The sequence below is a fragment of the Nocardia sp. Root136 genome (assembly GCF_001427185.1).
In the GTDB taxonomy this organism is placed as follows: domain Bacteria; phylum Actinomycetota; class Actinomycetes; order Mycobacteriales; family Mycobacteriaceae; genus Nocardia; species Nocardia salmonicida.
In genome coordinates this window covers 272,886-299,272 of the sequence record NZ_LMFE01000011.1, presented here as the reverse complement: position 1 = coordinate 299,272, position 26,387 = coordinate 272,886, and the positions used below count along the sequence as shown (strand labels likewise).

General features: G+C 67.8%; 29 protein-coding genes. 13 read left to right on the top strand and 16 right to left on the bottom strand.

Going from position 1 to position 26,387, the window contains the following annotated elements; translation table 11 throughout:
• Nucleotides 1–33: 33 nt before the first annotated feature.
• Together ASD42_RS29025 and ASD42_RS29020 are read left to right on the top strand one after the other, a co-directional pair.
• Nucleotides 34–483, top strand: a complete 450-nt coding sequence (locus ASD42_RS29025) for a GNAT family N-acetyltransferase (RefSeq protein ID WP_056822489.1) — start codon at nucleotides 34–36, stop codon at nucleotides 481–483.
• Between the two features lie 408 nt (nucleotides 484–891).
• Nucleotides 892–1,245, top strand: coding sequence for a MerR family transcriptional regulator (locus tag ASD42_RS29020; RefSeq protein WP_235569872.1), 354 nt, complete (start codon nucleotides 892–894; stop codon nucleotides 1,243–1,245).
• Nucleotides 1,246–1,317: 72 nt separating this feature from the next.
• On the opposite strand, the gene ASD42_RS29015 is transcribed toward ASD42_RS29020, so the two are convergent.
• Nucleotides 1,318–2,085 (bottom strand): SDR family NAD(P)-dependent oxidoreductase, encoded by a 768-nt coding sequence (locus tag ASD42_RS29015; protein WP_056822485.1) that lies wholly within the window; start codon nucleotides 2,083–2,085, stop codon nucleotides 1,318–1,320.
• Nucleotides 2,086–2,337: 252 nt separating this feature from the next.
• On the opposite strand from ASD42_RS29015, the gene ASD42_RS29010 reads away from it, so the two are divergent.
• Together ASD42_RS29010 and ASD42_RS29005 are read left to right on the top strand one after the other, a co-directional pair.
• Nucleotides 2,338–3,216 (top strand): SDR family NAD(P)-dependent oxidoreductase, encoded by an 879-nt coding sequence (locus ASD42_RS29010; protein WP_056822483.1) that lies wholly within the window; start codon nucleotides 2,338–2,340, stop codon nucleotides 3,214–3,216.
• A complete protein-coding gene (locus ASD42_RS29005) occupies nucleotides 3,213–3,854 on the top strand; it encodes a TetR/AcrR family transcriptional regulator (RefSeq protein WP_056822480.1) in 642 nt (213 codons plus the stop codon). The genes ASD42_RS29010 and ASD42_RS29005 overlap by 4 nt, the downstream gene beginning before the upstream one ends.
• Before the next feature lies 1 nt (nucleotide 3,855).
• Here ASD42_RS29005 and ASD42_RS29000 read toward each other — a convergent pair whose 3' ends face one another.
• The 4 genes from ASD42_RS29000 to ASD42_RS28985 form a co-directional block, all read right to left on the bottom strand.
• Entirely contained in the window at nucleotides 3,856–4,557 is a 702-nt protein-coding gene (locus ASD42_RS29000; RefSeq protein ID WP_056822477.1) for a TMEM165/GDT1 family protein, read from the bottom strand.
• 359 nt (nucleotides 4,558–4,916) lie between these two features.
• A complete protein-coding gene (locus tag ASD42_RS28995) occupies nucleotides 4,917–5,444 on the bottom strand; it encodes a hypothetical protein (protein WP_056822475.1) in 528 nt (175 codons plus the stop codon).
• A gap of 273 nt (nucleotides 5,445–5,717) precedes the next feature.
• Nucleotides 5,718–6,341 (bottom strand): superoxide dismutase, encoded by a 624-nt coding sequence (locus ASD42_RS28990; protein WP_056822473.1) that lies wholly within the window; start codon nucleotides 6,339–6,341, stop codon nucleotides 5,718–5,720.
• Nucleotides 6,342–6,575: 234 nt separating this feature from the next.
• The gene (locus ASD42_RS28985) at nucleotides 6,576–7,187 is read right to left on the bottom strand and encodes a hypothetical protein (protein WP_056822471.1); all 612 of its coding nucleotides are present in this window, start codon (nucleotides 7,185–7,187) and stop codon (nucleotides 6,576–6,578) included.
• A gap of 336 nt (nucleotides 7,188–7,523) precedes the next feature.
• Between ASD42_RS28985 and ASD42_RS28980 the strand changes: the two genes are divergently transcribed.
• The 4 genes from ASD42_RS28980 (at nucleotide 7,524) to ASD42_RS28965 (ending at nucleotide 10,729) form a co-directional block, all read left to right on the top strand.
• The gene (locus tag ASD42_RS28980; protein ID WP_082843813.1) at nucleotides 7,524–7,883 is read left to right on the top strand and encodes a rhodanese-like domain-containing protein; all 360 of its coding nucleotides are present in this window, start codon (nucleotides 7,524–7,526) and stop codon (nucleotides 7,881–7,883) included.
• A 32-nt stretch (nucleotides 7,884–7,915) separates the two neighbouring features.
• Nucleotides 7,916–8,968, top strand: a complete 1,053-nt coding sequence (locus tag ASD42_RS28975) for a DUF4328 domain-containing protein (RefSeq protein ID WP_200950531.1) — start codon at nucleotides 7,916–7,918, stop codon at nucleotides 8,966–8,968.
• Nucleotides 8,965–9,732 carry a glycerophosphodiester phosphodiesterase gene (locus tag ASD42_RS28970; protein ID WP_056822465.1) on the top strand — a complete coding sequence of 256 codons (768 nt, stop codon included), beginning with the start codon at nucleotides 8,965–8,967 and terminating at the stop codon, nucleotides 9,730–9,732. Before ASD42_RS28975 ends, ASD42_RS28970 begins: the two co-directional genes overlap by 4 nt.
• Nucleotides 9,733–9,808: 76 nt before the next feature.
• Nucleotides 9,809–10,729, top strand: coding sequence for a DUF5926 family protein (locus ASD42_RS28965; RefSeq protein ID WP_056822462.1), 921 nt, complete (start codon nucleotides 9,809–9,811; stop codon nucleotides 10,727–10,729).
• A gap of 239 nt (nucleotides 10,730–10,968) precedes the next feature.
• On the opposite strand, the gene ASD42_RS28960 is transcribed toward ASD42_RS28965, so the two are convergent.
• The 5 genes from ASD42_RS28960 to ASD42_RS28940 all read right to left on the bottom strand — a co-directional run bounded on the left by ASD42_RS28960 (nucleotide 10,969) and on the right by ASD42_RS28940 (nucleotide 15,323).
• Nucleotides 10,969–11,517 carry a ferritin gene (locus ASD42_RS28960; protein ID WP_056822460.1) on the bottom strand — a complete coding sequence of 183 codons (549 nt, stop codon included), beginning with the start codon at nucleotides 11,515–11,517 and terminating at the stop codon, nucleotides 10,969–10,971.
• Between the two features lie 83 nt (nucleotides 11,518–11,600).
• The gene (locus tag ASD42_RS28955; RefSeq protein ID WP_056822458.1) at nucleotides 11,601–12,131 is read right to left on the bottom strand and encodes a ferritin; all 531 of its coding nucleotides are present in this window, start codon (nucleotides 12,129–12,131) and stop codon (nucleotides 11,601–11,603) included.
• A gap of 9 nt (nucleotides 12,132–12,140) precedes the next feature.
• Nucleotides 12,141–13,553: an LCP family protein gene (locus tag ASD42_RS34980; protein ID WP_200950530.1), complete on the bottom strand. Its 1,413-nt coding sequence runs from the start codon at nucleotides 13,551–13,553 to the stop codon at nucleotides 12,141–12,143.
• 146 nt (nucleotides 13,554–13,699) lie between these two features.
• On the bottom strand, nucleotides 13,700–14,476 hold the full coding sequence (locus tag ASD42_RS28945) for a CPBP family intramembrane glutamic endopeptidase (RefSeq protein ID WP_056822456.1): 777 nt from the start codon (nucleotides 14,474–14,476) through the stop codon (nucleotides 13,700–13,702).
• 85 nt (nucleotides 14,477–14,561) lie between these two features.
• Complete coding sequence (locus tag ASD42_RS28940; protein ID WP_056822452.1) at nucleotides 14,562–15,323, bottom strand: DUF2470 domain-containing protein; 762 nt, start codon at nucleotides 15,321–15,323, stop codon at nucleotides 14,562–14,564.
• A 101-nt stretch (nucleotides 15,324–15,424) separates the two neighbouring features.
• Between ASD42_RS28940 and ASD42_RS28935 the strand changes: the two genes are divergently transcribed.
• The 3 genes from ASD42_RS28935 to ASD42_RS28925 all read left to right on the top strand — a co-directional run bounded on the left by ASD42_RS28935 (nucleotide 15,425) and on the right by ASD42_RS28925 (nucleotide 17,516).
• Nucleotides 15,425–15,847 carry a hypothetical protein gene (locus tag ASD42_RS28935; RefSeq protein WP_056822450.1) on the top strand — a complete coding sequence of 141 codons (423 nt, stop codon included), beginning with the start codon at nucleotides 15,425–15,427 and terminating at the stop codon, nucleotides 15,845–15,847.
• An 89-nt stretch (nucleotides 15,848–15,936) separates the two neighbouring features.
• Nucleotides 15,937–16,851, top strand: coding sequence for a prephenate dehydratase (gene pheA / locus ASD42_RS28930; protein ID WP_056822448.1), 915 nt, complete (start codon nucleotides 15,937–15,939; stop codon nucleotides 16,849–16,851).
• Nucleotides 16,848–17,516 carry a histidine phosphatase family protein gene (locus tag ASD42_RS28925; protein WP_056822446.1) on the top strand — a complete coding sequence of 223 codons (669 nt, stop codon included), beginning with the start codon at nucleotides 16,848–16,850 and terminating at the stop codon, nucleotides 17,514–17,516. The genes pheA and ASD42_RS28925 overlap by 4 nt, the downstream gene beginning before the upstream one ends.
• Nucleotides 17,517–17,590: 74 nt before the next feature.
• On the opposite strand, the gene ASD42_RS28920 is transcribed toward ASD42_RS28925, so the two are convergent.
• From ASD42_RS28920 to ASD42_RS28895, 6 genes are all read right to left on the bottom strand, one after another.
• Nucleotides 17,591–18,427, bottom strand: coding sequence for an ESX secretion-associated protein EspG (locus ASD42_RS28920; RefSeq protein ID WP_056822445.1), 837 nt, complete (start codon nucleotides 18,425–18,427; stop codon nucleotides 17,591–17,593).
• Entirely contained in the window at nucleotides 18,424–19,548 is a 1,125-nt protein-coding gene (locus ASD42_RS28915) for a PPE domain-containing protein (RefSeq protein ID WP_056822443.1), read from the bottom strand. Before ASD42_RS28915 ends, ASD42_RS28920 begins: the two co-directional genes overlap by 4 nt.
• 46 nt (nucleotides 19,549–19,594) lie before the next feature.
• On the bottom strand, nucleotides 19,595–19,906 hold the full coding sequence (locus tag ASD42_RS28910; protein ID WP_056822440.1) for a PE family protein: 312 nt from the start codon (nucleotides 19,904–19,906) through the stop codon (nucleotides 19,595–19,597).
• 109 nt (nucleotides 19,907–20,015) lie between these two features.
• The gene (locus ASD42_RS28905) at nucleotides 20,016–20,354 is read right to left on the bottom strand and encodes a metallopeptidase family protein (RefSeq protein WP_131816868.1); all 339 of its coding nucleotides are present in this window, start codon (nucleotides 20,352–20,354) and stop codon (nucleotides 20,016–20,018) included.
• 14 nt (nucleotides 20,355–20,368) lie between these two features.
• A complete protein-coding gene (locus ASD42_RS28900) occupies nucleotides 20,369–21,436 on the bottom strand; it encodes a septum formation family protein (protein WP_056822438.1) in 1,068 nt (355 codons plus the stop codon).
• A 36-nt stretch (nucleotides 21,437–21,472) separates the two neighbouring features.
• Entirely contained in the window at nucleotides 21,473–23,155 is a 1,683-nt protein-coding gene (locus ASD42_RS28895; protein ID WP_056822436.1) for an aldehyde dehydrogenase family protein, read from the bottom strand.
• A gap of 55 nt (nucleotides 23,156–23,210) precedes the next feature.
• Between ASD42_RS28895 and serS the strand changes: the two genes are divergently transcribed.
• Both serS and ASD42_RS28885 read left to right on the top strand, forming a co-directional pair.
• On the top strand, nucleotides 23,211–24,467 hold the full coding sequence (serS, locus tag ASD42_RS28890) for a serine--tRNA ligase (RefSeq protein ID WP_056822433.1): 1,257 nt from the start codon (nucleotides 23,211–23,213) through the stop codon (nucleotides 24,465–24,467).
• Nucleotides 24,468–24,543: 76 nt separating this feature from the next.
• The gene (locus tag ASD42_RS28885; protein WP_235569871.1) at nucleotides 24,544–26,376 is read left to right on the top strand and encodes a putative bifunctional diguanylate cyclase/phosphodiesterase; all 1,833 of its coding nucleotides are present in this window, start codon (nucleotides 24,544–24,546) and stop codon (nucleotides 26,374–26,376) included.
• The last annotated feature ends 11 nt before the right edge of the window (nucleotides 26,377–26,387 follow it).

Genomic DNA, 26,387 nt, shown 5'->3' with positions numbered 1-26,387 from the left:
TGCTGACAAGTCACGTCGGGGCACCATGGAGTGATGGTGGGGCACGAAATTCGTCGAGCGAGACCTGATGACTACGACACCGTCATCGGCGTAGTCGACAACTGGTGGGGCAGAGCAGCGGTCCACAACCTTCCTCGCATGTTCCTCGACCACTTCCATCGCACCAGTCTCATCGCCTCCGACGACAACGGAATCTCCGGCTTCCTGGTGGGTTTCGGCTCACCGTCCGACCCGTACACGGCCTACATCCACTTCGTCGCGGTCCGTCCCGACGCCCGCAAGGCCGGCCTGGGCAGAACCCTCTACGAAGCCTTCTTCACCATCGCTCGCTCCGACAATCGCACCATCGTCACCGCGATAACGTCGCCCGCCAACTACACCAGCATCGACTTCCACCGCAGCCTCGGCTTCACCGTCGCGGGTCCCGTCCCCGACTACAACGGCCCTGGCCGCGCCCTGGTCACCTTCACCCGCCCCGTGTAACCGCAGGTCATCCTTCCATCACCGCAGGTGGAGTAAATCTGTCGTGTCGGGTGTAGACATTCTCGGGTTCGGGGGTATATAGTCGCTCTCGTTCCTGTTAAGAAATCAGATGGCCGGGCAGGTGAACTGCCCGGAACGACAAGTTCGACCGTCCCTTCCGGCGGAGAAGAGAATCCGGTGCAGCAGGCCGGACCGCCGGAGTGGGCGAAGAAGCAAGGCAAGTGAAGTAGTAAGTGAAAACCGCAGGTAGAACCGACGATTCAGGAGGTGGTGGCCACTGATAAGCCATTTACATGTCCCGCATCCCGGGAGTTGTCGGATGCGGTGTCTCAGAACATTCCCCCAGTCGTAAATCATGGCCCCGGCGCACAGCGCCGGGGCCTTCCGGCGTTGAACCCGAGAGGCCTCGTGCAGCACCCGAACATCAATCCCGCCGACGGTCCCAGCGCGGCGGACAAGCTCGATGACGACACCTACCCCGCCTACAGCATGGGACGCGCCGCGGAGATACTCGGCGTCACCCAGGCGTTCCTGCGCGGCCTCGACGCCGCGCGGCTACTGACCCCGCAGCGCTCGGCCGGCGGGCACCGCCGCTACTCGCGCTACCAACTGCGCATCGCCGCGCGCGTGCGCGAACTCGTCGATGCGGGCAACGCGCTCGAGTCGTCGTGCCGGATCGTGATCCTCGAGGATCAGCTCGCCGAGGCACAGCGGATCAACACCGACCTTCAGCGCGAACTCGACGACCGCCCCGACAATTGACCGGGGCGAACTCACCCGAAAAACGAACGGCGCCTGGCCGGTACAGGCTAGGCGCCGCCGAACAGGAGATTTCTAGCGCGGTGCCATGCGCAGCGCGCCATCCATGCGGATGGTCTCGCCGTTGAGGTAGTCGTGGCTCGCGATGTACTCGACGAGCTGGGCGTACTCGTCCGGGCGGCCCAGGCGCGAGGGGAACGGGACGCCGGCTTCGAGGCCCGCGCGGTACTCAGGGGTGACGCCGGCGAGCATCGGGGTGTCGATGATGCCGGGGGCGATGGTGTTGACGCGGATGCCGAACTGGGCGAGGTCGCGAGCTGCGGGGACGGTCATGCCGTGGACGCCGCCCTTGGAAGCGGAGTACGCGATCTGGCCGACCTGGCCTTCGAAGGCCGCGACCGAGGCGGTGTTGATGACCACGCCGCGCTGGCCGTACTCGTCGACCGGTTCGGTCTTGGCGATCGCGTCGGCGGCCAAGCGCATCACATTGAACGTGCCGAGCAGGTTCACGGTGATGACGGTGCGGAACAGCTCCAGGTCGTGCGGGCCGTTCTTGGACAGGATGCGACCCGCCCAGCCGACGCCGGCGCAGTTGACCACGATGCGCAGCGGCGCCGGGCCCTCGGTGATCTGGGCGATCGCGGCGGCGACCTCGTCACCGCTGGTCACGTCGGCCGCGATCAGGGTGACGCCCGCGGGGACGTTGTCGCCCGCGCGCTCGATGGACTGGGGGACATCCAGGCCGAAGACGGTGGCGCCCGCGTCGGCGAGACGCTTGGCGGTGGCGGCACCGAGGCCGGACGCGCCTCCGGTGACAATGGCGGCGGAACCCGAAATCTCCACTGATGGTCCTCTCTGTGTTTATTTGCGGCTGGTGCCGCTGTTCTCGGCGCTTGACTCCGCGCGCTGAGAACGCGCTCCTTCGTCGCACCCCCTACGAGGAGGGGTGCGCCTGGAACTCTATGGCCTACGGCTTATTGTGCCGGTTGCCAATAAGGGCACCTTAGCGCGTGACGGGTGTGGTCTGGAACACCCATATCGGGCGGTGGGGAAATCGTCGTGAACACCGGTGTTTACCAGTGGTAGCGTGCCGTCATGAGATCGTTCGCCGGTCCTTCCGTGGCCGGACGCAAGGTCCTGATCACCGGGGCCGCACGCGGGATCGGCGCCGCGCTGGCTCGAAGATTGGCCGCTCACGGCGCCCATGTGGCTCTGCTCGGGCTCGAACCGGAACTGCTGGCCGAAGTGGCCGCCGAATGCGGTGGTGTGCCGTGGCGGTATTGCGATGTGGCCGATCGGGGACAGGTCGAGCGGGTGGTCGAGGCGTTGGTCGCCGAACTCGGCGGGCTCGATGTGCTGGTGGCCAACGCGGGGGTCGCCAAGCAGATGGCGATGATCGGCGGGGATCCGTCGGTGCTCGAGGAGACCCTCGCGGTGAATGTGCTCGGGGTCGCCTACACGGTGTCGGCGGCGGGTGCGCATCTTTCGCATCCGGGCGGGTATGTGCTGTTGATGTCGTCGATCTCCACCGCCGTGCAGTTGCCGCTCGGCGGGGCCTACAGCGCCTCGGCAGCGGCGGTGGCCTCGCTCGGCGCCACGCTGCGCGCGGAACTGCGGTCCACCGGGGCGAAGGTGGGGGTGAGCTATTTCGCCGGGATCGACACCGACATGACGGTGCGCGGATTCGGGACAGTCGCCGCGCACACCGTGCTGGGGGAGACCAGCCTGACCGGCAGCTCGCCGGTCGGCCCCGCGGTGGAAGCGATGGAACGAGCCATCGCGCGACGAAGGAAGACCGTTGTCTCGCCCTGGTGGGTAGCGTTGGTCCGGCCGTTTCGGCTGCTGGCCCAACTGGTCGTGCAGCGGGTGCAAGGCGATCGCCTGGCCCGCGCCATCGACATCGCCCGCACCGAAGAGGTCCCCTTCACCACCGAACAGCCAGCCCGACCCCGCAGAATGGAACGGCAATCATGAACGATTCGACCCTGCGGCAACAACTTCCGCGTGGACGCCACCACCTCTCGCGCGAAGAAGTCGTCGCCTCTCAGCGTGAGCGCATTCTCGTGGCGATGGGCGAGGCGATGACCGTGGGCGGCTATGTCGGCACGCCGGTCGCGGCCGTACTCAAGCGGGCAGGGGTTTCACGGGAAACGTTCTACGAGCTGTTCCGCTCGAAAGAGGACTGCTTCAACGCGGCCTTCGATCGGGTGTCGAACTCCCTGGCCGCGAAGCTGCAGGCGGTGATCGCCGACTGCGTCGACACCGACGCGCTCACCAGGATGGACCGCATCCTCACCACCTACTTCGACCACATGATCGACGACCCGGCCTCGGCCCGTCTGTTCCTGGTGGAGGTCTACGCGGTCGGCCCGTCGGCCATCGAGGCGCGCATGGACTTGCAGCATCGTTTCGTCGAGGTGGTGGCCACCATGCTCGGCGCCGAATCCGAAGACCAGCAGTTCGCCTGCGCGACCCTGGCCGCCGCCATCGGCGCGATGGTCACCGGCCGGATCGCCGCCGACGACCCGGAAAGCCTGCGCGGCATCAAAGACCAGCTGATCGCGTTGGCCGAACGCTCCGGCACGCTCTACGGCAACGCCTTCGCCCACTGAGTCAGCGCGCCGCCATCTGTGTCGGGTCGGGCGCCGTCCGCCGCGCGGCGCGCCATACCCCGACGCCGAGACCGGCCAGCGCGGGGGCGAGCAGTGCCAGCCCGGCCGACGCCCAACCGCCGAGACCGGGCACGAACGCGTCGAGCACGGTCTTCGCGGCGAAGAACAGGAACAGCAGGCCCGATGCGATGGCGATGCCGCGCTCGGGCAGGTGCTTGCCCGCGATCTTGCCGACCAGGATCGCCAGCGCGCCCGCGGCGACCATGCCTGCGACCGAGCCGATCCAGACGGCCAGCCAGTTGTTGTTGGAGGCGAGTGCGGCGGCGGCGAACATGGTGCGGTCGCCGAGTTCGGCGAGGGTGAAGGCGGAGATCACCACGAGAAAGGCATTGCGGGTGCTCGATGGCGCGGGGGCTTCTTCGGAGTCGTCGTCGCCGGTGAGCGCATCGCGCAGCGTCCAGAGGCCGACCGCGAGCAAGGTGAGCGCGGTGATGACGGCGATGGCATCCGCGGGGAGCGCGGTGCCGAGGAAATGGCCGACGCCCGCGGCGATGAGGTTCACTGCCACGCTGGCGACGCTGATGCCCGCCAGCACCACCCACCAGCGGTAGCGCAGCGAGAAGGTGAGCGCCATGAGTTGCGATTTGTCGCCGAGTTCGGCGAGGAAGAGCACGCCGAAGCTCAGCAGGATCGTGGCGATCATGAAGTCAGCTCCCAGGAAAATACTCCGGCCTGTGGCTGAAAGACGGGTGCGCCTTCAGCCACACCGGTCGACGGATCGGTTCGTGGCCGAAGGTCTCGCCCACCGGTGGTCACCGGTTCGCGCAGCCGGACCGCGCCGAATTCGGCGGCGATCAGTATGTCGACTGGGCGATTGCGGGCTACTCCCCTTCGCTGTTCATCACTCTAGCCCGATTGCTCCCGGTATGCCAAGCGCTGGTAATCCAAATCTCAATGGGCACAATAAGTTTGGGTGTACGGCGGCGATAGTTCGGTTTCCCTGATTTCAGTACAACGCAGACCCGTTGCCAGGCATTCGCCCGACCGTCACGGCCGAAAGACTCAGGACGCCAGCAGCATTGCGAGCACGGCGGTGTCGGGATCGCTGATCAGATCCATGCCGACCCGGCTCACCAGTGAGGTGATCGTGCCGTCGAGTTCGGCCTCCGCCCACGCCGCGCGATGCTCCAAACCGAGATGCGGCACGCCGGGCAGCAGCACGCAGCCCGAGGCCGCGCCCGCGCATTCGGGCAGCGACGGACGGGTCTCCGAGGGCGGATGCAGCATCAGCAGCGCGGGCGGCACGTGCGCGGCGAACCGGCCGGGTTCGATCGCCTCGTCGCCGAGCACCGGCCCTTCCGCCATCACCAGTCCCACCGTGCCGGGTTCTGGATCGTCGGGCAGCTCCTCGCGGACCCCGAACACCGTGGTGGTCACCAGCAGGCCCGGCATCGATGCGACCCGCACGGCCAGCACCAGTACCTGCGCCCATTCCTTGGTGGTATCCGGCCACCGCCCCGAAACCACGAATCCCCGTAGTCGACCGCGCGCCTGAAACGGCGTGATCCCGATCGGACCCTGTGTGTTCATGATGGCCTCCCGACTAACGGGGGCGACTGTGCCCGTATATGACAGGAATAGCCCCTAACCCATCTGGCACACAAGTACCAGTGAGTGCCAGAACGGGCAATCTACGCAAAAGACCCCCCAGTGAATAACTGGGAGGTCTTTCGCGCAACGCCTGATTTCGCAAGAACATGGGTAACTCGCCGGGCACGCCCAGAAGCCTGGGGCACACGACCGCGAGTCCGGTCAAGAACCCGTGGAGTTACCTACGACCGGCAAAATACGCGGAGAGGCGGATCAGCCGAAGATGAGGCCCTTGCCCTGGCCGACGGCCCGGGCGAAGCGGTCCTGCACGTCAGCCCAGTTGACGACGTTCCAGAACGCAGTCACGTAGTCGGCCTTGACGTTCTTGTACTGCAGGTAGAAGGCGTGCTCCCACATGTCGACCTGCAGCAGCGGGATGATGCCGGTGGGCACGTTGGCCTGCTGGTCGTACAGCTGGAAGGTCAGCAGCTTCTGGCCGAGGGTGTCGTAACCCAGGACGGCCCAGCCGGAGCCCTGCAGGCCGTTGGCGGCAGCGGTGAACTGCGCGCGGAACTTGTCGAACGAACCGAACTGGTCGGCGATGGCCGCGGCCAGGTCGCCTTCCGGCTGGTCGCCGCCGTTGGGGGAAAGGTTCTTCCACCAAACGGAGTGGTTGTAGTGGCCACCCAGGTGGAAGGCCAGGTTCTTCTCCAGCAGCAGGATGGCAGCCAGGTCGCCGGATTCGCGAGCTTCCTCGAGCTGCTCGAGCGCCTTGTTGGCGCCTGCGACGTAGGCAGCGTGGTGCTTGGTGTAGTGGATCTCGTTGATCTCACCGGAGATGTGAGGCTCCAGTGCGCCGAAGTCGTAATCCAGTTCCGGCAGCGTGTAGACGGCCACGATGTCCCTTTCCGTGTGTCGGGCTGTGTGCGCCCAGTTCGGACGACAACACCAACCATCATTCGTACACCCGCCCCGTGCAACCCGCGAACCGTGCCCCCGATTCCCCGTATGTCTCTACCAGCGGGGCCCGCCCTGATCTGGACTGAGTGGAGGGTGCGACGAAGGAGTGCCCGGAGGGAGGGAATATCAGGGGCCCGAAGGGCCCCGCCCGAGCGCGCCAGCGCTCCAAAACTACAGCGGCGGCGCGATGTCGGCCTTCGTCGTCCTGGCATCGCCGGTGGCGTGCGCGTCCCACCAGCGCCGGCCGCCGTCGATGAACTCGTTCATCGGAATCTCGCGGCCCGCGGTGTCGGTGACCGAGATCTTGTCGAACCACACGCGGACGTCGAGTTCGCGCGGGTCGATGCCCTCCTCCTGGGAGAACTCGATGACATGCGCGGCGATGCGCTGATCGAGCACCGTGTCGAAGCTGAGCAACTCGCTCCACAGCGTCCACCCGCTGTCGTCGAGATCGATGAACTCCCACCCGTGCAGCCCGCCGCCGCCGAAGCTCTCGATGGCCTCGTCGAGCTGATCGAGGGTCAGGGGAAGCACACGGGCGTCGACATCGTCCCAGCGCTGGATGCGCAGGGAGGCCGCGACGCGGGTGACTCCGGTGAAGGTGAGCAGGACTTTCGTGTCGATCGGCGCGGGTCCATCCGTGGGTAGCGTCAGCACCTCCAGAGCGAGTTGCAGCCTGCCCGCCGCGGCATCCACTTCTACCCCTAGACACGTGGATTCGGACAAAGCGGTATTCAAGCCGTTGATGTCGAAACTGTCGAGTAGCCCCCTGCTCACGTTCATGCGCCCAGGCTACCGATCCGGCCGCCCAGATCCCAGGATTTAAGATTTTCTCTAGTGTTCTCGTTTTTATGGAACCGAATCGGTCCCGCTTGCGTCCAAGTAGATGTCGGGACAAGACACAGTCCACGAATCCCGACGTCAGCGGCGAACGACCGCTCCGGGATGACATGGAGGGGAGTCCCGGATCGGTTGTTCCCGGCTGGTTTCACCCGGCTGTCGGCGTCGTCGGCAGCCGGTTCCCGTTGGATGTGTGCTGATCGATAGCTGGGGCTCGCGGATCGCACCGTCCTCGCACAGCCTCGCCCGGCGATCCGTGCGGCATGGCAGGATCGAGGCGTGACGAGCTCCGATGTCCCCACGGTGCCGGTGGGTGCGGTACCCGCCGCGTTCGATGACGCGGACCCGGCGCCGGGCGCGCAGCTGCTCGACGTGCGCGAACCCGACGAATGGAACCTCGGCCACGCGCCGGGCGCGGTCCACATCCCGATGGCCGACGTGCCTGCCCGCCTCGACGAGCTCGATATCGACGCCGAGCTCTACGTCGTGTGCAGACAGGGTGGCCGGTCCATCGAGGTCGTCCGATATCTCGCCCACATCGGGTACGAAGCGGTCAATGTCGCGGGGGGCATGGTGGCCTGGCAGCAGACCAGCCGCCCGGTGGTCGCCGACGGCGACCACGAAGCCAAGATCTACTAGTCCGGAAGCGGGGTGCGCGGGTGAGTTCGGTGGTGCAACCATGTGCACGCTGTGGTGCGCGGTGGGCCGTGCAGGGCGCGCCGATGCACTGGTGCCCGCGCTGCCGAGGGGTGCTGCTCTCGCCCGGCAGGGTCGACGCACCGGCCACTCAGCGCAACTACCGCTGGGTCGCGCGCCGACCCGATCACCGCACCCGCAAGGCGGGCGCGACCACCTCGGCCCCGCTCGGGCCGACCCCGCGCTACACCGAGACCCCGCGCTGGGGCCTGCTCGATCCGCCGCCGTCCGCGGCCCGCCCGTCCGAGCGCCCCCTGCGCGGCCTCGCCGTCCACCGCGATCGGCTGCTGGTCACGACCGCGCTCGCGTTCCTGCTCGCCGGCCTCGCCGAATACGGCCGCTACCTGATCCTGTTGCAGAACCGTGCCCGGCTCATCCCCGGCTGGCTGTTGTCGATCTCCGACGCGACGGTGCTGGTGTTCGGCGTCATCGCGCCCCTCTGCGCGTTGGTGACGGCCGTGTCGCTGGTCGCCTGGCTGATCGAAGCACGCACGATCGTGTTCACCGCCTACGGCAAGCGTGACCCGCGCAAACGATGGTCGCTGATCGCGGGATGTCTGGTGCCGGGCGTCAATCTGATCTGGCCCGGCGTGTTTCTCACCGAACTGCTCGGCGCCGACCCCGATCCGCGTTCGTGGCGGGCGGTGCGGATCTGGTGGGCCGCTTGGGCATTCAGCGGGCTGCTGTTGATCGCGGCGACGCTGTGGCGCGACGCGTCGACCCTGCAGGCCGAGGCCGACGGTGTCTCCTTCACCGGTTTCACCGACCTGTGCGCGGCCGGGTTCGCGGTCCTGACGTTGTGGATGGTGCGCACACTGGAGGGCCGTGACCTGCGTGGGGAGGTCAGGTCGGCGCACCGCTGGGTGATGGCGGCCGATCCCGCCGAGGTCGTCATCGCGCCGGTCGAGCCGGGCGCTGTCGCGGCGCGCGACGTCGCGGCGCGCGATGACGTCGGGCACGATGAGGCCGAACGCGCGGATTCCGTCCGGACAGGCGAGAATACGCAGGAGGAGGTCGTGGCCAAGTGAGCCAGAGCAATCGCCCACCCTTCGTGGTGGCGCATCGTGGTGCGTCGGCGGCACGACCCGAGCACACCCTCGCCGCGTACGAACTAGCGCTGCAGGAGGGCGCCGACGGTGTCGAATGCGACGTCCGGCTCACCCGCGACGGCCACCTGGTCTGCGTGCACGACCGCACCGTCGACCGCACCGCCGATGCCACCGGCCTGGTCAGTGAACTGACGCTGGACGAGTTGCGCGACATGAACTTCGGCACCGGCGAAGAGCCGCAGGGCGTGCTCGCGCTGAGCGATCTGATCGGCCTCGTCCTCGACTGGCGCACCCGTCCGACAAAACTGTTCATCGAGACCAAGCACCCGGTGCGCTACGGCGCCCTGGTGGAGAACAAGGTGCTCGCCGAACTTCAGCGTTTCGGCATCGCCACGCCGGCGTCGGCCGATCACTCCCGCGCGGTGGTGATGTCGTTCGCGGCGACCGCGGTCTGGCGGATCCGCCGTGCCGCACCGCTGTTGCCGACGGTGCTGCTCGGCGAATCGTCGCGGTTTCTCGGCGGGGGCGCGGCCACCACAGTCGGCGCGACCGCGGTCGGCCCTTCGGTGAAGACGCTGCGCGAGCATCCCGAACTCGTCGACAAGGCCGCCGCGGCGGGCCGGGCCACCTACTGCTGGACCGTGGACGAGCCCGAAGACGTGACGTTGTGCGCCGACCTCGGCGTCAGCTGGGTCGCGACCAACCACCCGGGCCGCACGAAGGCGCTACTGGCCGGAGTCTGATCGCCCACACCGGACCCGGCGGGCGTGGGCAGGGGGCGCGGTAAGCGAACTCGCCGCTCGGCCATAAACTCCACGCGTGGGTAAAAGCAAGCGGAACAGTCCGAAGCCCGACAGTAATCGGGCTCAGCGTCTCGCGCAGCGGCGTGCGGCGCAGGAGCAGGCATCCGCGGCCGTGACACGGCCGTTCGAGGGTCTTGCTGCCGAATGTGATCTGGTGGCGCTGCGGGAGTTCGTGCCGTCGGCGACCGCGACCTTGAAGCTCGCGCCCGGTGTGGCCGCGCAGCGTGAGGTCACCCTGGCGACGGTGCTGCCCGGCGCGGTGGCCGCGCTGGTGCGCGCCGGTGACGAGCCCGTCGGCTTCGTCGGCACGCAGATGCAGTTCCGCGGCGAAGACCCGTCGGCCGATATCGCGGCGGCGATCCTGTGGACCCAGTCGGCCGAGCCCGGTGAGTCGCTGAACTCCGCCGACGCCGTCGACGGTGGTCCGCGCCTTGCCGATGTCATCGATCCCGGCGCCGACCTCGAGCTCACCGTGCACCAGGACTTCGACTGGTGGGTGCCCGAGGGCGTCACCCCGGATCCACAGGTGGCGGCGACGATCGAGCAGGCCAAGCAGGCCATCATGCCGTCGGCGCGCCTCGACCTCGGCCCGGATTCCGTCGGCGCGGCCTGGTGGGTCGACGCGGGCGACAAGGCGCATGTGCGCTGGGTGCGTCCCGAGGACGAAGACGCGCTGATGCTGGCCCTGGCTCGCGTGCACGCCACCGGTGGCTTGCACCTCGGTGAGGGTTCGCGCTTCGCCGGTTCGTTCCGCACGCACGGCCTGCTGGTGCCGGTGTTCGACCTCGATCCCGAGCGGCACCCGGCCGAATGGGAAACTCCGGCGCGGGAATTCGGTGCTCGCCTGGCCGAAGCGCTGGCGTCCGACGCGCCCATGACCAGCGAAGAACGTCGTTCGCGCGATGGTCTGCGTTCGCGTCAGGTCACCCTGCGCTGAACTTAATGAAACATGTCTCTTTCACAGATTCGGTCCGCTAGGTTCACGACTGAACCGGACAATCGGTGATGAGGAAAGTAAGAGGCATCGTGGAATTTCTCGGATCTATCGCTGGACTCGCGCAGATCTTGATCGGCACCGTGCTGGCCAACACCGGCTCGGGTGGCTCCGGCTCCGGCTGGTAAACGCGCACAAAGGATTCGGCTCGCTGCCCGCGAGCCGAATCCTGTGCGTCAGAGCTAGACGCTGCCGCCCGCGACCGACGGTGCCCCGGCGGCATCCTTCGGGGTGCTCAGCTCACGCCACATGAACTCCTCCAGGTCGAACAGGTTCGACCCGGCGCGATCGGCGATATTGAGCAGCGTGGTCATGTGCGCCACTTCTTCGACCTGTTCCTTCAGGAACCACTGCATGAACTGCTCGCCGAGGTAGTCGCCCTCTTCACGGGCGGTGCTCGCCAGCTGCACGATCTGATCGGTGACCGTCTTCTCCTGGGTCAACGCCAGTTCGATCGGCTCACGGGCGGACTCGAACTTCGACTTCGCCGCGTCGATGCCCGAGATCTCCACGGAGATGTCGCGGTCCACGAAGTACTGCACGATCATCATCGCGTGATTTCGTTCTTCCACGGACTGGGCGTAGAAGCGCTTGGCCAGCTGCGGCAGGTCGTGGTTGTCGAACCACACCGCGATCGCGATGTACTGGTGCTCGGCATTGAACTCATGCCGGATTTGATCTTGGAGCAGAGTGTGGAACTTGCTTCGCGGGGCTTCCGGATGAATCGACATGGCCGCCACATTAATGCTGGTCATCAGGGGTTGTCATCCAAGTGCAGCCTTATTGAGGGCAGTATTCCCTAACCAAGTATTTCCTAAGTCGCGCCTGCCATTCGGGGTGCGGTGGTATCGATTCGCACCGTCCCGCGCAGTTCACGGCGGATGAATTCCTCGACGTCGAACAGGTTGTCCTGCCGGTCGAGCACGGTCAACAGCGTAGTCATGGCGGCGACATCGTCGACCTGCGCGCCCAGGAACCACTGCATGAATTGTTCGCCCAGGAAATCGTTGTTGTCGCGCGCGGCCGCGGCGAGAGCGCTGACCTGTGCGGTGGTGACCCGTTCGCGGTCGAGCAGAAAGGCGATCGTGGCGCGCGGGGAATCGAATTCCGAGCGGACCTCGTCGAGCCCGCCGATCGCGATCGGCACATCGCGGTCGAGCAGGTACTGCACCATGCGCATCGCGTGCCCGTGATTCGACGTCGAACGCGCGTAGGTTTGCCCGGCCAGCTCGGGTAGATCCTGCGCGTCGAAATAGACGGCGGCGGCCAAATACTGGTGCGCCGCGGTCAGACCGGCTCTGACCTGGTCACGGAGGAGTTCGGTGAACGACAGGTTCTCGGGCATACCTCGACGTTACCGCGTCAGCAGCTCCTCTGGGATCTGCTGATCGGTGGCGAGCGCCTCGAAGAATTCAGAGGCCTTGGTCTTGTCCCAGAGCAACACGTTGCCCACGTCGGTGTCGTCGAATCCGCCGATCGGAACGCTGGTGGTCACGGTGTCGCCGCGCATCGCCCAGCCGAGTGCCGCCAGGTTCCAGATGTGGTCGCCGTCGTCGACCTTCAGTGAACCGGCGACCCCGGTTGCCATGGGCCACAACGAGAACGGATTCGCGAGGGTGCCCATGCTCGTGGCCTTCTTCAACAGCGCCGCCATGAACATGCGCTGATGATTCATCCGGTCGACATCGGCGTTCGGGGTGGCCCTGGTGCGAACGAAACCGAGTGCTTGCGGGCCCGACAGTTCCTGGCAGCCCGCAGGCAGGTCGAGCCCGGCCAGCGGGTCGACGATCGGTTCGTCCAGGCACATCTCGAGCCCACCCAACGCGTCGACGACACTGGCGAAACCGCCGAAGCCGATCTGCGCGTAGTGGTCGATCCGCACGCCCGTCGCTTCCTCCACCGTTTGGACCAGCAGCGACGCGCCGCCGATCGCGAACGACGCGTTCAGCTTGTCCTTGCCGTGGCCGGGGATGTTCACGTAGGAGTCGCGCGGGAGGCTGACCATGGTGGTCGGGCCGGAGGACGCGATGTGCACCATCATGATCGTGTCGGTGCGTTCGGGTCCGGTGTCGCCGCCGGTCGCGAGTTCCTGCTCCTGCTCGGTGGAGAGGTCACCACGGCCGTCGGAGCCGACCAGCAGCCAGTTGGTGCCGGGGGTATTGCTCACACGGTCGCTGTAGGAGGGCAGCGCGGTGATGCGGGTGAGTGAGTTGTCCAGGTGCACGACCGCGGCGATCAGGCCGGCGATCAACAGCACGACGATCACCATCAGCCATCGGAACGGATGACGCTTGCGCCTGCGCCGGGGCGGCTGCGGCTGCCTGCCCCCGGCGACCGGCGGGGGAGTGCGCCGGGGCGGGAGGGCGTCGTGGTGGGGCACCGGCCGCTGGGTCGGTGCGTGTCTGACCTGCTCACGAGGCGGTCGCGGGGGCGGCGGTGGTGGCTGACGCGGCTTCTCGCGCTCGTAGGGCAGCTGCGAATAGGCCAGCGGTTGGTCACCGGAGTTGCCGCGGTGCATCACCTGGGTGGGTTCGATGTGTGACGCGCCGCGTCGAGGCGCCGGGTTGTAGCGAACCGTCGGACCGTCCTCGGGCTGCGGGCGCCGGTCGTCGCCGGGCGGGCGGGCGTAGCGCGGATCCGGAGGCATCGCGCGACCCTGCGGCGGCAGGGGACGACCTTGTGGGGGCACCGCGGGACCGCCGGGGCGGCCGGACGTCGGCGGCACCCGGCGCCTACGGGGGTCCTCGCGGGGATCGTCGCCGTTCATCACCGTCAAACTCTACTGATCGTGGGGAGCGCGAGTCGGTTTCCGCGCGCTCGGTTACTACTGGGATACCCCGCGCGAGGGCCACTGTTAGCGCGAAACGCGGTGATGTGGTGAAACTCGCCGCGACACGCCGTTCACATCAGTGATCATGGCAGCCAGCCGACCCGCCCGCGCAGCACGTTGTAGCCGAGATAGGCGACAGCGTCGATCGTCGCGTGGGCCAGGATCAAGGGCCACAGGCGGTTGGTCCGCTGCCAGTATCGGCCGAAGATCAGGCCCATCACGATATTGCCCAGCCCGCCGCCGATCCCCTGGTACAGGTGATAGCTGCCGCGCAGCAGCGCCGACGCGGCCAGCGACGAGTTCTCCGACCAGCCGAGCCTGCGCAGCCGGGTGATCAGATAGCCCACCACCACCACTTCCTCGGCGACGGAATTCGCACAGGCCGACAAGATCAGGACCGGCAGCCGCCACCAGTGTTCCGACAGGGAACTCGGCACGATGGTGACGCTCACCCCCATCGTGTGCGCGACCAGATACAGCGCGAGCCCCGGCAGCCCGATCACCGCGGCGAGCACGAGACCTGCCACGATGTCGCCACGCCGGATCCGGGCCAACCCGATCATCCGTGGCCCGATCCCGCTGCGCCACAACAGGTACAGCGCCAACGCCGCCCACGCGATCAGCCGGGTCACCCCGACGAGCTGGAACAGCAGATCGAGGAATGAATTGTTCGACCGCGACGCGTTCAACGCCACGGTCCGCCCACCGACCCCACCCGGCGACAGCGCCGAATCCAGCAGGGAAAGAGCGGCACTGATCCCACTCAACCCGAAGGTCACGAGCAGAACGATCGTGATCTCGGCTCGCAGCCCGAACCTGTCCCGCTCGCTCAGCTGGGTATCCGGAGGATCGACGTGCATGCCGCGCAGTGTAAGCAGCGAACGCGGCGGAATCGGCTCGCGGCGGGCGCCGCGGCACGAAGTGAGACGCAGCTCGCGGGTGAGTTCAGATGCGGCGCAGGCCGTTCAGGAACGGGCAGCCCGCCAGGACGCGGACCGCGCGGCTCAGCGATTCGATGTCGTCGGCGGGGGTGGGAAAGGGCAGCCGGACGTCGTGGTCGCCGTCGTTGCCCTCGACTCGCAGGGTCAGGCCGTAGCGGTCGATGGCGAGGGGGTGCACGAGGCCGCCACGCAGCCGGGTCGGCAGGTGGCGGGCCAGCTGGGCCACCACGTCGGCGTGATCCTCGGACATGTGTTGCAGCCAGGCGCTTTCCAGCTCGCAGAACGGGTCGGCGGTGGCGGCGCGCAGGTCGGCGTGGTCGACGGATTCCGCGCCCGCGGTGTCGGCCAGTACCGCCGAGTTCACCACGATCCGCAGCAGTGTGACGCCGTGGCCGACGTCGAGCAGGCCCGGATGCGGGAAGTCCTTGGCGATTTCGACGGCGAGCGCGCGCTGCGCCTGCTCGGGCACCTGTCGCACCCAGCCGCGCAACCACACCAGCGCCCTGACCGGCTCACGCAGCGGCAGGGGCGCGTGATCGGTGAGTTCGAGGACCGCGGAGGTCTCGTTGGCCGTGGCGGCCAGCGCGGCCGCGAGTGAGGACCCTGGCACCGCGATCACCGCGTCGCCGCACCGGCGCAGGTGGTGCAGCGTGGTGGGGACCGGGTCGATTCCGGGGAGCGCGAGCACCGCTGTCTCGGCGTGAGCGCACGCACTTCGCACCCGCTCGGCGGTGGTCGGCGCGAGGATCGTGGTGGGGCTCGACATGACAACCTCCGCGAACGTTTGATTAGGTAAACCTAAGCTAAGTTACAAACGCCCGCCACGCAAGAGGACACCCCGATGAATCGAGCCGATACGGTGGACGGATGACGCACGACGACCACGGCGACGACCATTCCGCCCCCGCCGCCCCCGTCCTGCTGAGCCTGTCGGCCCCCGCCCGCCGCAGCCTCGTGGCCGACCTGGTCCGCCCCGACGGCAGTTCCCCCGCCCCGGTCGACGTCGACATCCCCGACCCCGACCTCACCGCCTTCCTGGCCGGCATCGCCCACGCCGACCACGGCTTCACCGCCCGCACCATCAGCGGCCCCCGTGCCCTCGCCGTGGTCGCCGGCACCGTCGCGGCGCTCTGCGGCGAAGACATCCCCACCGCCCTCACCACCCCCGACCTCGCCTTCCTGAAGTCGCTGAAGCCCGCCGCGATCGAGGCCACCCGCACCGTCCTGCTGGCCATCGAGACCCCTGACGAAGAGGCGATCACCGACGCGCTGCGAGTACTGGACATCTGACCCCGCCGACCGCCACGCGTTAGCTGCCGCACCACATGCGCGACCTTCGAGTCCGAAAACCAGTCGGCGCCAGCCGCTAAAGTTGCAGTGTGCCGCGTATTGCGTATTTCGGACCGTCCGGGACCTTCACCGAGATGGCTCTGGCGAAGTTCGAGAACTCGGGGGCCTTCGACGGGCCGGTCGAGCGAGTCGCCGCGCCCAGCCAAGGGGCAGCGCTCGACCTGATCCGGACCGGACAGGTCGACGGCGCGGTGGTGCCGATCGAGAGTTCGGTGGAGGGCTCGATCCCGGCGACCCTGGATTCCCTCGCCATCGGACCGCGTTTGCAGATCATGGCGGAGACCGAGCTCGAGGTGACCTTCACGATCTTGGCGCGCCCCGGAACCGCGCTGGCCGACGTGCGCACCCTGGCCGCCTATCCGGTGGCGGCGGCGCAGGTCAGGGAATGGGTGGCGCGGAACATGCCCGATGCGCGCCCGTTCACCTCGGCATCCAACGCGGCCGCCGCCGAAGACGTGGCGGCCGGAACCGCCGACGCCGCGATTTCGACCGCACTGGCGGGTGAACGACTCGGCCTGGTGACCCTGGCGAGCGGCGTGGCCGATCACGACCAGGCCATCACCCGCTTCGTCCTGGTCACTCACCCGGGCCTCGCACCGGGAGCCACCGGCGCCGACCGGACGTCCGTGGTGCTCGAACTGCCCAACGAGCCCGGTTCGCTGATGCGCGCGTTCGCCGAATTCGCTACGCGTGGAGTCGATCTCACCCGCATCGAATCGCGCCCGACCCGCACCGGCATGGGCACCTACCGGTTCTATCTCGACTGTGTCGGACACATCGATGACCCGGCGGTAGCGGAAACACTGAAAGCCCTGCACCGCACCACCCAGGTCCGCTTCCTCGGATCTTGGCCTGCGACAGCGGCAGTCGGCACACCGCCGCCGTCGGACGAACCGGCCGCAGAATGGTTGACGCAATTGCGAAAGGGGGTCGCGGACCTATGACTACCCGCGCGAAACTGATTCTGGTGCGCCACGGCGAGACCGAGGGCAATGTCGCGAAGATTCTCGACACCGCGGTTCCTGGCCTGCCGCTGACCGAACGTGGTGTGGCGCAAGCGAAAGCGTTCGGCGCCGGGCTCGAGCGAGCGCCCCAGGTGCTGGTGTCGTCGGACGCGTTACGTGCCCGCCAGACCGCAAGCCACATCGAAGAGGCCACCGGCACACCGGCATACGTCCTCGACGGCCTGTACGAGGTGCAGGTGGGCGAACTGCACGGCCGCTCCGACCGGGAAGCGCACGAAATCTTCCAGCAGATCTATCGCGGCTGGCACCTCGGCGAACTCGACGCCAGAGCCCCCGGCGGCGAATCCGGCCACGAAGTGCTGGCCCGCATCCTGCCCGTCCTCGAAGGTCTGCGCGCGGAGTTCCTGACCGACGACGCCGACGGTGACGTGGTGGTGGTGAACCACGGTGCCGCCATGCGCCTGATCGGTAAGGCGCTGGCCGGGGTGGCGCCGCCGTTCACGACGAACAACCACCTCGACAACACCGAGACCATCGAACTGTTCCCCACCGAAGACGGCGGCTGGGAATGCCTACGGTGGGGCAAGTTCACCCCACCGTTCACCATTCAGGCCGACCCATCAGCCGACGACCCCATGGGTTGAACGCTCCGGCTGCGCCTACGGTTCACGGCTGAGTTGTGGGGGCGTTTGGTGGGCAGGGTGCGGGTGGGGTGGGCTTACGCCGGGTTACTGGCTGCCGCGGTAGGGAATTCGGTGCGGACCGGGAGGGACTCGATGAGGTCGGCTACCGCGGTGCGTAGGCGGGCGTTGGTGCCGCTGGCGATGGACGACCACTTCACGCCGTCGTCGGCGACGCTGGCGGTGATGATGAATCTGCCTGCGCGCGTGTTGAAGACGGCGATGTGGTTGTCCTGGATGTCGCGGGTGCCGTCACCGTAAGCCACGCCGACGATCTCGGCGTAGGAGTGGATCTCCACCAGCGCTGAAGCCAGTACCTGGGCATCGGTGGTCGGATTGCCCACCGCGAGCAGGCGCCGCGTGGTGGCGGCAACGTCACCGGTGTCGCCGAAGATCGGCGCCAATTGTTCGGTGGGAGCGTTCATCCCGTACAGCTCGAGCGCTTCGACCGGTCCGAGCGCCTGCAGCACCGCGCCGGGCAGATCGAGGCCGGCGTCGTCGATGACGTAGGACTCCGGCCCGCGCAGGGCGACGACCGCACGGTCGTCGCCCTGCGCCAGACAGAATCGGTTGACCTGGCCCGCCACCACCCACCGCAGCGCGATGATCCACTGCGGCCGGTAGAGCACCCGTAGCCGTTCGGCGAGCTCGGGTGCCACCACCTGGCCGAACAGCAGCTCGCGTTCGGCCAGGGCGGACTGTGCCACGTTCATGGCGGCGTCGTGCGCGGTGACGTTGTCATAGCGGCCCATGGCGTCGAGCACCACGGGCATCTCGTCGAACTCCAGTTTCTCCAGGAGGAACTGCATGTCGTCGAGCGAGAGCACGACGGCGCCGAGCAGCGAACCTCCGCTGCCCGTGCCGAGAACCGTCACTTGGCCGATCCGGTGAGGTCGGCGCCGATCACACCTTCGGCCGCGTAGCGACCATCGGTGAACTCGTCGGAGCGCACGTAGTCGACGCCATCGTGCTCGTCGTCCTCCTCGCCCTTCTGCCGGTTGCCCATCAGCGGGTTGCCGCCGCTGCCGGTGTTGCGCACGGGTGCGCTCTCGACCCGGTTGACGACCGATTCCGACACCGGCGCGCTCGCGGACGCGCTCGCGGCGGGTGCACCCCAGCCCTCCGGCAGCTTCAGCGAGCCCGCGCTGACGCCACCGAGACCGGCCGACGTGGTGGCCATGCCCCCACCGACCGCGGCACCGGCGGCAGCGACACCCGCCATGGCAGGAGCGACGGCGGCGCTCGCGGGCGCGGTGGCCGTAGCCGCCGAGATCGCGGAAGCGCCGATATTGCCGGCCGTGCTGACGCCGCTGGTGAGCACGCCGCCCGCGGTGTTGGCTGCCTGGGTGGCCGCACTGACCACACCGGGGTTGGAAACGAAGGCCTGCGCGGCGGCGACCGCGGTCTGCAGCGGATCGCCACCACCGAAGTCGCCCTCACCGGCGGAGCCCGCACCGCTCGCGATGGCGGGCGGCATGGTGAACTCGCTGGGTACGGCGACCGTGGCCGAGGTGGCGGCCTCGTAGGTCTCCATCACCAACGCGGCGCGGATGTCCATGGCGTTGCGCGCGACCTCGGCGACCTCGAAGGCGCCGGAGACGACACCGGGCGGGTTGGCCGAGGCGGCCACCGCGCCGTTGGTGGCGATGATCTCGGGCAGGCTCGGCATCGCGATCGACGCGACGGTGTAGGCGGTGGCGTTGGCCGCGCACTTGGCGCTGATCGCCGCGGCCGCGATGCCTTGCTGGCTGGCCCAGCCCGCGAACGGGGCCAGACGGGCGAGCACGGCGATACCGTTGACGCCCTGGAGGCCGACACCGACCTCCGCGATCACGCGCGTGATCGTGAAGGCGGCATCGCCCCACGCGGCGGCCAGCCCGCCCCACGAGGTGGCCGCAGCGCTGATCGGGATCGCGTGTGCGCCCGTATTGAGGGTTGTCGAGTTCACTTCGGCCATACGAGGCAGCCAGAACACCCCGGTGATCCCTGCGGTCATGCTTGTTTCTCCCCTGAGTAAATGATCGTCGACAGGATCGGTGCGACTACACCTGGATGGCGTTGATCGTCGCCGCGCGGCCCAAGTCTTCCCCGATATGAGTGGTCAGCTGCGAGCGCAAGGTCGCGGCCGCGTGATGCAGCTCGAGGATCGCCTGGGCGACCGAACCGTCGTGCTTGCCCGCCGCGGTGTTGAAGTGGCTCGCCGCGAGCAGCGACACCTCTTCGGCGCCCGAGGGCAGCACGTGCGTGGTCGGGCCGGCGAGCCCGGCCGCGATGGCGAGGCGCTCGGCGAGCAGATCCAACTCCGCGGACGCGGCGAGGACGATTTCAGGTGCAACGAGAACGTGTCCAACCATGACCCGACTCCTTCTGGTGGCGGCTATCGGGAACCACGAGAATTCCCCCTACGAGTACTAGGACGCGAGAGCGGGTCATTCGGTTCCATCGATTCCCCACCCAGTTTCGCTAACCCCATCCCAGCTCATGCAACCGGTCGTCGTCAATCCCGAAATGGTGTGCTATTTCATGGATCACGGTGATCGTGACTTCTTCGACCACCTCGTCGTCGGTGTTGCAGATGTCGAGAATAGCTTCTCGATAGATCGTGATGGTATCCGGCAACGATCCGGCGTAATAGCTGTCGCGCTCGGTGAGGGCGACCCCGTGGTACAGCCCCAGCAGCGACGGTTCCTCGTCGTTTCGGGGCTCCACCAGCACCACAACATTGTCTATGGCACTGGACAGCTCGGCCGGGATCTGGTCGAGGGCATCACTCACCAACTCCTCGAAACGCCACTCCGGCATCCGCTCGGACAACGTCACCTCGGCTGGGGCTGCGGTGGCAGTGGCGCGGCGCCCGGCAGCGGGGCCGGAGTGGAGCGTCCGGTGTTCGGCGGGGGCACCGGGGCCTGCCCGTCGATCAGGATCTCGCCGCGAGCCGAGCCGACGATGGGCGCGAAACCCTCACGGTCGGCGCCTTTTCCGAGCCAGCAGTCCAGTTTGTGGCTGCCCGCGAGCCAACTGGCGGGCTCCAGATAGTCGAAGAACAGGGTCAGCGTCTTGTTGCGGATGGCGTCGGGGCTGCCGAGGTAGTCGCCGGAGAGCCGATTGCATTCGGCTTCGACGAACTTGTCCTGATCGGCTTCCGACGGCGGCCCGCCGATGAAGGCGGTGGACAGGTCGACGGTGCCGACGATCTCCACCGAGTGCGGTTGGGCGCAGTCGATCGGGTCGGTCGGCAGGTTCTGGTTGATGCCGAGGCAGGTACCGGTGGCATGGATCTTGGACTGATCGCTGTCGGCCAGGCTGCCGGTGGTGGCCGGGCTCGTGGCGGTGGCTGCGACCTGGACGCCACAGCGCAGGGTCCGGTCGCCGTGCTGCCAACCGGCCGGGCTCGGCGACATCACATTCACCATGAACTTGCCGCGCGGATCGAATCGTCCGCCCAGATACTTCTGGACAGCGGTCACGCAGTGCTCGTCCCGCAATTCGGTCATGCGCAGTGAATCGGGGTGACGGGTGCCGTCGGCGAACTCACGCCCGGGATAGGCGCTGAGGTCGATGACGCCCGCCACTTCGAACAGGTGCTTGTCGCCGCAGCCGACCTTCACCAGATCGCTCCGGTCGGGTCTCGACCAGGTCAGACAGTCGCCCTGCGCCGCGTTGCTGAACTCTTTGTCGCGTACGACCGGTTCGGCACCTGGCTGGTGCGCTTCCACCTTGTCGGTGTCGAAGCCTGTCACGGTCATGGTGACCATGGCCGCGATCACCGCCCCGAGGGCGCCTATCAGCAGCCCCCAACGCAGTTTCGTCGCGGACAGGTGCAGGGCGCCGCCGCGACTGGGCGCGGCGGGTCCCTCGGCTGGGTTGCTCTGCTTCTTCGACATCGTCGACGAGTGTATTTGTCGTGGCGGGCCGCCGGGTCAGCCCCGCAGAGCTGACACGAAGATGCCCGGGATGCGGCGCAGTTTGCCGTCGCCGTAGAAATCGGTCAGTTTGCGTCCGGTGGCGGTGCCGGTCTTGTTCGAGACGAACCACGGCGGCTTCGGGGTGAGGGCGAATTCGCCGCGCAGAATCGAGCGGGGAGCGGGGCGGAAGGGGCCGCGGACCACGGTGCGCTCGACGTCGTCGAGGAGGAAGGCGTTGTGTACGACGCCGATGCCGCTCTGGATGTCGTCGAGGGTGTGGCCGGGGTAGGCGCCCCAGCTGGCGCGCGGAGTCAGGAACGCGAGACCGGTCCAGGCGTTGAGGGCGACGGTGCCGTAACGCAGGTTCTCGATCGCGGTGTCGAGTTCCGCGCCGAGCGTGGCGATCGTCGCGGGGTCGGCGATGATGTTGGCGCCCAGGGTGCCCATCAGCTCGTCATTGGCGAAATCGACCGCGTTGCTGAGGAATTCGGCCCCGGTGCCGGGCAGTTCGACCACGCCGAGAACGGGTGAGAAGTACTCGGTGCGCAGCAGGGGAGTGTCGCCGGCGGGCAGGTTCTCGACCAGCAGGCGGCCGTTGGCGCGGGCGGCGTCGGGGTAGGACTCGAGTGCGCCCGCCACGCGGTTGTCGCTGCCCGGGTAGTAGGCGGTGCGCGCGGGAGCGTTGTCGATCGCGGCGCGCAGTTCGGTGAGGAACTGTTCCTTGAGCGGCCAGTCCGCGGCGAGCACCACGGTCTGCGCGGCGACACAGTTGTAGCCGCCGTTGTGCAGGCGCTGGGTGGCCACGTGCTCGGCCTGGAACTTCAGATCGGCGGCGGCCCAGTCGCCGGGAACCACGATGCACGGCGCGACACCGCCGAGTTCGCTGGTGATCGGCTTGTCCAGGATGGGCTCGCCGGTCTTGTCGGCGCCCGGCCCCCACACGATCGCGTCGTGAGTCGGCGCGCCGCCGGTCATGTGCACGTGCGCGACCAGCGGATGGTTCACCAGGTAGCCGCCTTCGGGGGCCCCGCCGGTGAGGATGCGCACCACGCCGAGCTCGATGAACGGTGCGAAGATCGCCTGGAACACCGGCAGCAGCGGATCGGTGATCGGGTTGAGCTTGAGCGCGACGACGCGGTTGTTGGCGTAGAGCTCGTAGAGGGTGTCCAGCGGCGCGATCGACATGATGTTGCCCGCGCCGAGCACCGCGCCGACACCGTTGGTCTTCGCGGGATCGCGCTGGGCAAGGCCCGCCTTGCGACGCGCGGTCGTGGCGTCGACACCGGGCTTGAGCCACACATCGGCGCTGAATCCGCTCAGCAGCAGCTTGTCGTAGATGCCGTGGGGCAGTGCGGGCACCGCCACCCGGCCGCCGGGGGCGGTGACGAGTTCGACACCGTCGAGCGGGCTCGTGCCCTTTTCGAGAGCGGCCACGGACTCACTCAGCGCCTGCGCACCGGCGAGCATCGTCATCGGGCCCGACATCCACTCCTCGCCGAGCAGCGGGCTGTCGGCGTCGAGTTTCTTGATGGTGCGGGCGGCGGCGACCCAGGCCTCGGCGTCGCGGGCGGTGAGCGCGTGCAGTTCGTCGAGCAGTTCGCGGCGGCGACGCAGGTCCGTCGCGGCCCAGGTCTTTTCCCCTTGGGTGAGATCGGCGAGCGCGGTATCGATGACGGCGGTGTCGAAAGAGGTACTCACACCGCAACTATGCCCCTGTGCTGCCCGATTAGCACTTCAACTAGGCTGTTTCCTCATGATCGACCTCCGATTCCTGCGCGAGAACCCGGAAGCAGTCCGTGCCTCGCAGCGGACCCGCGGTGAGGACCCCGCGCTCGTCGACGCCCTGCTCGAAGCCGACGCCGCGCGTCGGGCCGCCGTGGCCACCGCCGACAACCTGCGCGCCGAGCACAAGGCCATGGGCAAGGTGATCGGCAAGGCGAGCAAAGAGGAGCGCCCCGCGCTGCTGGCCGCCGCCACCGACATGTCCGCCAAGGTCAAAGAGGCCGAACTCGCCGAGGGCGCCGCCGACGCCGAACTCGACGCCGCGCAGCGCGCCATCTCCAATGTCGTCCAGGACGGTGCGCCCGCGGGCGGCGAGGACGACTATGTCGTGCTCGAAACCGTCGGCACCCCACCGGTTTTCGACTTCGAGCCCAAGGATCACCTCGAGCTCGGCGAGTCGCTGCACATCATCGACATGGAACGCGGCGCGAAGGTGTCGGGCTCGCGGTTCTATTTCCTCACCGGCTACGGCGCCTTGCTGCAGATGGGCCTGTTGCAGCTGGCCGCGCAGAAGGCCGTCGCCAACGGCTTCACCATGATGATCCCGCCGGTGCTCGTGCGCCCGGAGATCATGGCCGGTACCGGATTCCTCGGCCAGCATTCGGCCGAGGTCTACCACCTCGAAGAAGACGACCTCTACCTCGTCGGTACCTCTGAGGTGCCGCTGGCCGGTTACCACTCGGGGGAGATCCTCGACCTCAGCGCGGGCCCCAAGCGGTACGCGGGCTGGTCGTCGTGCTTCCGCCGCGAGGCCGGTAGCTACGGCAAGGACACCCGCGGCATCATCCGCGTGCACCAGTTCGACAAGGTCGAGATGTTCGTCTACACCACCCCTGATCAGGCCGATGCCGAGCATCAGCGGCTGCTGGCCTGGGAGCGCGAGATGCTGGCCGCCATCGAGGTGCCCTACCGGGTGATCGACGTGGCAGGTGGCGATCTGGGTAGCTCCGCGGCGCGCAAGTTCGACTGCGAGGCCTGGGTGCCCACTCAGCAGACCTACCGCGAACTCACCTCCACCTCGAACTGCACCACCTTCCAGGCGCGCAGGCTCTCGGTGCGCTACCGCGACGAGAACGGCAAGCCACAGGTGGCGGCCACGTTGAACGGCACGCTGGCCACCACACGCTGGATCGTGGCGATCCTGGAGAACCACCAGCAGGCCGACGGTTCGGTGCGCGTGCCGGCGGCATTGGTCCCGTTCGTAGGCACCGAGGTACTGAAGCCGTAAGATGCTCATTGTTTGCTGACGTGCATTTGGCGGATGTGGCAAACACCCTGACCCATCAACATCTAGGCTGGTGCTCGTGCGAGGAATCGGGGCGCGCGGCGATACCCGAACCCGGGTGCGGGCGGCATCGGCGTTGGCGACGGCAAAGGTCATGGCCAGGACAACGGGGGCGTTCTACGTTCTCGGTGGTGTCCTCGGCCTGATGATCACTGCCGTCGCACCGGGCGACGACGGTAATCGCGCTGTTGTCGGTACCGCGGCGGCCATCTCGGTCCTGCTCGGGCTCACGATGCTCGCGTGGGGCCCCCGGATGCCGCACGGTCTGCATCACGTCTACCTCGCCACCGCGACCGTGCTCGTCGCGATCGCGGTCTACGACTTCCCCAATCTGGTCGGCGCCATCACCCTGGCCTCGTTCTTCGTGTTCGTGGCCTGTGACGCGGCGCTGTTCTTCGCCTGGACCCAAGCCGCCGCGCACATCGGTTTCGCGATGGTGCTGTGCCTGCTGGTGTTGCCCGCGCGCGGGTTGCCGTGGTGGTCCGGGCTGATCCCCGCCGGTGTCACCTTCGGCGCGGGCGTGGTGGTCGGCATTCTCACCAGGATGGCGTCGGAAGCCGACATCGACGTGCTCACCGGTCTGCTCAACCGGCGCGGCTTCGAGAAGCAGCTCAACCCGGCGATCGATGCGGCCAGCCGCGGCGGTCAGGGCATGGCCCTCGTGCTGGTCGACCTCGACCGATTCCAGAAGATCAACGACCACCTCGGCCATCGCGCGGGCGACGCCGTCCTGCAGCGGGTCGCCGACACCTGGCTCGACCTGCTCGCGCCCGGTCAGGTGCTGGCCCGTTTCGGCGGCGACGTGTTCGCGCTGCTGTTGCCGGGGACCACCGAGCAGGCCGCGATCCTGCTCACCGAACAACTGCGTGCCGCGGTCACCATGGGCTGTTCGGCCGGTGTCACCTCCTGGCAGCCGGGCGAGTCCGGTTCGCTGCTGGTCAGCCGCGCCGATGTCGGCCTGTATCGGGCCAAGCAGGCGGGCCGCAACCGCACGGTGCTCGAATCGTCGCGTCAGCTTCCACTGGCGGTGGAACTGCGCGAAGCCATCGATCGCGGTGCGCTCGACGTGCACTACCAGCCGATCGTCAGCCTGACCGAGGACGGCGGCCAGGCGGTCGGCGTCGAGGCGCTGCTGCGCTGGTCGTCGAGCGCGCAACCCGAGGTCACCACCGAGGGCCTGATCCGCGTGGCCGAGGAATACGACCTCATCTCCGATCTCGACGAGCTGGTCCTTCGCCGCGCCTGCGCCGACGCCGCCCGCCTCCAGGAGAGCTTCGCCTCGCTGAACCTCACCCTCAACGTGAATGTCTCCGGCCTCGAGCTGGCCGAAACCGAATACGCCGAGCGGGTCGCGACCATCCTGTCCGATACCGGCTGGCCCGCCGACCAACTCGTCCTCGAGGTCACCGAGAGCGAACTGGCCGCCGAATCCCAGACCGCGATCACCAACCTGCACACCCTGCGCGACCGTGGCGTGCGCATCGCCATCGACGATTTCGGCACCGGGTACTCCTCGCTGAGCCGCCTTGCCACCATCCCCAGCGACATCCTCAAGGTCGACCAGTCCTTCGTCGCCGCCATCCGCTCCGATTCCCCCGCCCCGCCGCTGCTGAGCGTGATCGCCGCCCTGAGTAAATCCCTCGACCTGCAGGTCATCGCCGAGGGCGTGGAAACCGAGTACCAGGCCGCCGTTCTCACCGAACTCGGCTTCGCTCTCGCCCAGGGCTACCACTACAGCGACTCGCATCCGGTCTCCGAACTCATCAACGACCTCAACGACGGCCGCCCCTTGGTCGGCACCACCGACGACGATGATTCCCTCGCCGCCAACGGCTGGATCCCGCTCGGATAATCGCTTGACCC

Bases quoted from the DNA above. Each gene is read 5' to 3' on its own strand.
- ASD42_RS29025 (WP_056822489.1), top strand. From the start codon at position 34: ATGGTGGGGCACGAAATTCGTCGAGCGAGACCTGATGACTACGACACC.
- ASD42_RS29010 (WP_056822483.1), top strand. From the start codon at position 2,338: ATGAGATCGTTCGCCGGTCCTTCCGTGGCCGGACGCAAGGTCCTGATC.
- ASD42_RS29005 (WP_056822480.1), top strand. From the start codon at position 3,213: ATGAACGATTCGACCCTGCGGCAACAACTTCCGCGTGGACGCCACCAC.
- ASD42_RS29000 (WP_056822477.1), bottom strand. From the start codon at position 4,557: ATGATCGCCACGATCCTGCTGAGCTTCGGCGTGCTCTTCCTCGCCGAA.
- ASD42_RS28995 (WP_056822475.1), bottom strand. From the start codon at position 5,444: ATGAACACACAGGGTCCGATCGGGATCACGCCGTTTCAGGCGCGCGGT.
- ASD42_RS28985 (WP_056822471.1), bottom strand. From the start codon at position 7,187: ATGAACGTGAGCAGGGGGCTACTCGACAGTTTCGACATCAACGGCTTG.
- ASD42_RS28960 (WP_056822460.1), bottom strand. From the start codon at position 11,517: ATGTCGATTCATCCGGAAGCCCCGCGAAGCAAGTTCCACACTCTGCTC.
- ASD42_RS28955 (WP_056822458.1), bottom strand. From the start codon at position 12,131: ATGCCCGAGAACCTGTCGTTCACCGAACTCCTCCGTGACCAGGTCAGA.
- ASD42_RS34980 (WP_200950530.1), bottom strand. From the start codon at position 13,553: ATGAACGGCGACGATCCCCGCGAGGACCCCCGTAGGCGCCGGGTGCCG.
- ASD42_RS28945 (WP_056822456.1), bottom strand. From the start codon at position 14,476: ATGCACGTCGATCCTCCGGATACCCAGCTGAGCGAGCGGGACAGGTTC.
- ASD42_RS28940 (WP_056822452.1), bottom strand. From the start codon at position 15,323: ATGTCGAGCCCCACCACGATCCTCGCGCCGACCACCGCCGAGCGGGTG.
- ASD42_RS28935 (WP_056822450.1), top strand. From the start codon at position 15,425: ATGACGCACGACGACCACGGCGACGACCATTCCGCCCCCGCCGCCCCC.
- ASD42_RS28925 (WP_056822446.1), top strand. From the start codon at position 16,848: ATGACTACCCGCGCGAAACTGATTCTGGTGCGCCACGGCGAGACCGAG.
- ASD42_RS28915 (WP_056822443.1), bottom strand. From the start codon at position 19,548: ATGACCGCAGGGATCACCGGGGTGTTCTGGCTGCCTCGTATGGCCGAA.
- ASD42_RS28910 (WP_056822440.1), bottom strand. From the start codon at position 19,906: ATGGTTGGACACGTTCTCGTTGCACCTGAAATCGTCCTCGCCGCGTCC.
- ASD42_RS28905 (WP_131816868.1), bottom strand. From the start codon at position 20,354: ATGCCGGAGTGGCGTTTCGAGGAGTTGGTGAGTGATGCCCTCGACCAG.
- ASD42_RS28900 (WP_056822438.1), bottom strand. From the start codon at position 21,436: ATGTCGAAGAAGCAGAGCAACCCAGCCGAGGGACCCGCCGCGCCCAGT.
- serS (WP_056822433.1), top strand. From the start codon at position 23,211: ATGATCGACCTCCGATTCCTGCGCGAGAACCCGGAAGCAGTCCGTGCC.